The organism is Mycobacterium sp. E2462 (assembly GCF_001672685.1).
Lineage (GTDB): Bacteria > Actinomycetota > Actinomycetes > Mycobacteriales > Mycobacteriaceae > Mycobacterium.
The window spans coordinates 1-3,977 of the sequence record NZ_LZKC01000005.1 but is presented as its reverse complement, the minus strand read 5'-3'; the positions used below and the strand labels follow the sequence as shown (position 1 = coordinate 3,977).

The 3,977-nt window shown below is 72.2% G+C and carries 3 protein-coding genes; all 3 read right to left on the bottom strand.

Annotated features, from left to right (window positions below):
• A partial coding sequence (locus A5714_RS00205; protein WP_068281687.1) for an ATP-binding cassette domain-containing protein occupies positions 1-1,107 on the bottom strand: 1,107 nt, incomplete at its 3' end.
• Between the two features lie 74 nt (positions 1,108-1,181).
• On the bottom strand, positions 1,182-1,655 hold the full coding sequence (locus tag A5714_RS00200; protein WP_068281685.1) for a single-stranded DNA-binding protein: 474 nt from the start codon (positions 1,653-1,655) through the stop codon (positions 1,182-1,184).
• A 118-nt stretch (positions 1,656-1,773) separates the two neighbouring features.
• Positions 1,774-3,852, bottom strand: coding sequence for a cytochrome c oxidase assembly protein (locus tag A5714_RS00195; RefSeq protein ID WP_068281683.1), 2,079 nt, complete (start codon positions 3,850-3,852; stop codon positions 1,774-1,776).
• Positions 3,853-3,977 lie beyond the last annotated feature (125 nt).

Here is a 3,977-nt window from a genome sequence, read left to right as displayed (position 1 = left end):
GCCGACGATGGTCTTGAACAGCGTGGTTTTGCCGACGCCGTTGGGGCCGATGACGCCGACGATGCCGTTGCGGGGCAGCGTGAACGACAGGTCCTTGATGAGGGTGCGACCCCCGAAGCCCTTGTCGAGGTGCTCGACCTCGACCACCACGTTGCCCAGCCGCGGCCCGACCGGGATCTGGATCTCCTCGAAGTCGAGCTTGCGCGTCTTCTCGGCCTCGGCGGCCATCTCCTCGTAGCGCTGCAGCCGGGCCTTGCTCTTGGCCTGGCGGGCCTTGGCGCCGGAGCGCACCCAGGCCAGCTCCTCGGTGAGCCGCTTCTGCAGCTTGGCGTCCTTGCGGCCCTGCACCGCGATCCGCTCGGCCTTCTTTTCCAAGTAGGTCGAGTAGTTGCCCTCGTAGGGGTAGGCGCGGCCGCGGTCGAGTTCCAGGATCCACTGCGCCACGTTGTCCAGGAAGTAGCGGTCGTGGGTGACCGCCAGGACGGCGCCCGCGTAGGCCGCGAGGTGCTGCTCGAGCCACTGCACGCTCTCGGCGTCCAGGTGGTTGGTGGGTTCGTCGAGCAGCAGCAGGTCGGGCTTGGACAGCAGCAGCTTGCACAGCGCCACGCGGCGCCGCTCACCGCCGGACAGGTTGGTCACCGGTTCGTCCGGCGGCGGGCAGCGCAGCGCGTCCATGGCCTGCTCCAGCTGCGAGTCGAGGTCCCACGCGTCGGCGTGGTCCAGCTCCTCTTGCAGCCGGCCCATCTCCTCCATCAGCTCGTCGGTGTAGTCGGTGGCCATCAGCTCGGCGACCTCGTTGAACCGGTCGAGCTTGACCTTGATCTCGCCCAGGCCCTCCTCGACGTTGCCGCGGACCGTCTTCTCCTCGTTCAGCGGCGGCTCCTGCTGCAGGATGCCGACGGTGGCGTCGTTGGCGAGGAAGGCGTCGCCGTTGTTCGGCTTGTCCAGGCCGGCCATGATCCGCAGGACGCTCGACTTACCGGCGCCGTTGGGGCCCACCACGCCGATCTTGGCTCCCGGATAGAAGCTCAGCGTGACGTCGTCCAGGATCACCTTGTCGCCGTGCGCCTTGCGGACCTTTTTCATCGTGTAGATGAACTCAGCCATGCCGCGGTTGTGCCTTTCTGGTCTTCTCAGCGCTATTCGCCTGTCGCGACCATCCTAGGCACCGCGCGGCGACACTAGGCCGACAGTGGTAGCGCGGCCGACTCGCTTCCTTCGCCGGACGCCTGCGGCCCGGCGGTTCCCGACGGCGGGGCCACCGCGTGAGCGGCGACCTCGTCCGGGCTGGGCCCCGCGTAACCGGGCTTCTCGACGCGCACGATCGCGCGGGAGACGTCGGGCCCCACCGCCGTCGCCCGCAGCTCCAGCGACGAGCGGCGGTTGCCGTCGCGGTCCTCGTACTCGTTGGTGTAGACGTGGCCCACCACGATCACCGGCGCGCCCTTGCCCAGCGCCGCGCCCACCCCGGTGACCAGCTTGCCCCAGCAGTTGACGTTGATGAACAGCGAGTTGCCCGGCTCCCAGCCGCCGTCGGCGGTGCGGCGGCGCGAGTTGCTGGCCACCCGGAACTTGATGACCTCTTGGCTGCCGACCTGGCGGCGCTCGGGGTTGGTGACGATGTGGCCGACGACGGTCAGCGGTGTTTCGAACATGGGCTGATTCCTTTCGGTGTTGCGCGTGACTGCCCGCCAGTCAGCCAATGGGCACCGACAGAGCGGGCGACGCCACGGCGCCCGAATGTGAACCTGTGGAGTAACCGGCGACTGGGGATCAGTCGGAGTCGGCCGGGGACGCGCTGGGGCGTCGCGGCGCCTCTCGGCCGGCGAGCTGGGCCAGCATCGCGTTGTAGGCCGCCAGATCCGCGTCGTCGTCGCGTTCGGCGGCCCGGTCCAGCCGCCGCGCGGTGCGGTCGTCGCTGCGCGCCCACTGCACCAGCAGCGCCAGCATCACGAGCACCAGGGGCAGCTCCCCGGCCGCCCACGCGATGCCGCCGCCCAGCCGTTGGTCGCCCAGCAGGTCGGTGTGCCAGCTCAGCCCGAGCGAGCGGTAGTAGTCACCGGCCAACACCTTCTTGGTGCCCATCAGGACCACGCCGAAGAACGCGTGCAGCGGCAGCGAGGCGAACACCACGCCCACCTTGGCCAGCGGCGGGATCGGCCGCGGCGTCGGGTCCACCCCGATCACGATCCAATAGAACAGGTAACCGCTGATCAGGAAGTGCAGGTTCATCGCCAGGTGTCCGGCGTGGCTGCTCGCGGTGGTGTCGAACAGGCTCGACAGGTACAGGCCGTAGAAGCCCGCGACGAACAGGACGGTGGCCACCACCGGATTGGTCAGGACTCGCGACAGCCGGCTGTGCAGCGCCGCCAACAGCCATTCCCGCGGGCCCGGCGGGCCGTCGCGCCCGGCCGCGGGCAGCGCCCGCAGCGCCAGGGTGACCGGCGCTCCCAGGGCGAGCAGGATCGGGATCAGCATCGACAGGCACATGTGCACGATCATGTGGACGCTGAACATCGCCGGCATGTAGCGCCCGACGCCCGAGGACGTCACGAACAGCAGGACCACGCAGCCGAGCAACCAGGCGGTAGTGCGGCCCGGCGGCCAGCCGTCCCCGCGGCGGCGCAGCCGCAGCACCGCCGCCACGTACACCCCGGCCAGCACGAGGGCCGCCGAGCCGAAGATCAGGTCGAAGCGCCAGTCGAGGAGCAGGCGCGCCACCGTGGGCGGGCCGTCGAAGTCGTAGCCGATCTCGGCCTCGGCGATCGAGGGCAGCCGCGACGGCGGGGGCGGCGGCGCGGTGCGCCCAAGGCCGACCGCGACGCCGAAGGTGAGGCCGAACACTGTCGCCTCGACCAGCCCCAGCCGCAGCAGCGCCCGGCGCGCCGCGGCCGGGGCCGTCTCCAGCGCGGCCACCGCCGAGCGGCGCTGGCGCCAGCCCAGGACGCCCAGCGCGCACAGCGCGACGAACTTCACGATCACCAGCCGCCCGTACCCGGAACCCAGCACGTCGGCCGGTGTCAGCCGCACCGAGGCGTTGACCAGGCCGCTCAGCGCCATCGCGACCCAGCACCACAGCGCCACCGCGGAGAACCGCCGGGCAGCCAGGTGCAGCCGACCGCCACCACGCAGCGCATGGACGACCAGAGCGAGCAGGCCGCCGGCCCACAGGCCGGCGGCGACGAGGTGGATCAGCAGGCTGTTGGTGGCCAGGTCGTGGGAGCCACCGGCCGACGAGTGGCCGGTCAGCCCGAGCGGCAGCAGCGTCAGCAACGACCCGGCCAGCAGCGCCGGCGTCCACGACCAGCGCAGCACCGACAGGCTGGCCAGCGTGACCGCCGCGGCCAGCACCGCGGTCCACCGCCAGGCCGACGCGGTGGTGATCAGGCCCGCCAGCGACCACAGCCGCGCCGGGTCGAGCTGCTCGGCCAGCGGGCGGCCCGAGACGTCGGAGATGGTCAGCGGGATCAGCAGCGCGGCGCACACCGCCCACACCGCCGAGGCCGCAGTGCCCAGACGCAGCGCGCGGTACCCGTCGGCGTCGAGGATCCCGCTGCGCTGCGGCGGCGTCAGGAACGCGGCGAACAGGAACGATCCGACGGCCAGCACGCCCGCGATCTCCCCGGCCGCCCGCACGAACGGCAGCCCCAGCGTGGTGGCCGGGCCGGGGTTGGGCAGGCCGGTGGCGCTGAGCGCGTCGGCCAGCGACAGCGCCCCGAGGCCGGCCGCCGTGGCGCCGGCCAGCGCCGCGACCCCGGCCAGCACCGGCCACACCCGCGCGCGCCGCCCGGGCGTGGGCGACGCGTCCGCGGCCGTGGCGTGCGCCGTGTCGGCGGGCCGGGCAACCGTCATGCATCCAGGGTATGGGCCCGCGGCGCCGCGCTAGGCCGGGCGGCCGTCCTGGCGGGCCTGACGCGCCCTGAACTCCCGGGCGACGAACTGCCGGCGCGCCATCTGCCCGATGTAGTCGCAGTCGC

Excerpts from the sequence above, each read along its gene's own strand:
- A5714_RS00200 (WP_068281685.1), bottom strand. The coding sequence starts at position 1,655 with ATGTTCGAAACACCGCTGACCGTCGTCGGCCACATCGTCACCAACCCC.
- A5714_RS00195 (WP_068281683.1), bottom strand. The coding sequence starts at position 3,852 with ATGACGGTTGCCCGGCCCGCCGACACGGCGCACGCCACGGCCGCGGAC.